Below are 421 nucleotides of genomic sequence, written 5' to 3'. Positions count from 1 at the left end.
CAAGTTAAAAGAAATTTACAATACATAATATAATTAAAATGGAAGACAATACGATAAAACAGGTATTAAAGAAACATCTTAAAACGACTGGAAATGAGAATTTTAACTATCAAATTATTCAACAATTGAATCTGGAACAAAAAAAACAGCGTCCTAATTTATTTAACGAAACCTCTATAATAAATTGGTTTTTAGTCGTTTCTGGATTCGTTCTGTTTTTTTACTTACAACAAGAATCAAAAATAGATGCCAATGCAATTTCGATAGGATGTATTATCTGTGCTGTTCCACTTTACTTACTAATTTTTAATAAAATATATTCACTTAAAAAAAATATCCAATGAAGAAATTATATATATCAATGATGTGTTTAGCATTTTTAATTTCCTGCAAAACCACAACAATTGCTCAATCAAAATAC

General features: G+C 25.4%; 1 protein-coding gene. It reads left to right on the top strand.

Annotated features, from left to right (window positions below):
- Positions 1–38: 38 nt before the first annotated feature.
- Positions 39–344, top strand: a complete 306-nt coding sequence (locus tag H4O21_RS28230; RefSeq protein WP_130962368.1) for a hypothetical protein — start codon at positions 39–41, stop codon at positions 342–344.
- Positions 345–421 lie beyond the last annotated feature (77 nt).

The sequence above is a fragment of the Oceanospirillum sediminis genome, from assembly GCF_014164585.1.
GTDB classification, from domain to species: domain Bacteria; phylum Pseudomonadota; class Gammaproteobacteria; order Pseudomonadales; family Halomonadaceae; genus Oceanospirillum; species Oceanospirillum sediminis.
The sequence above is the reverse complement of the archived record's forward strand: the minus strand, read 5'-3'. Positions and strand labels throughout refer to the sequence as shown.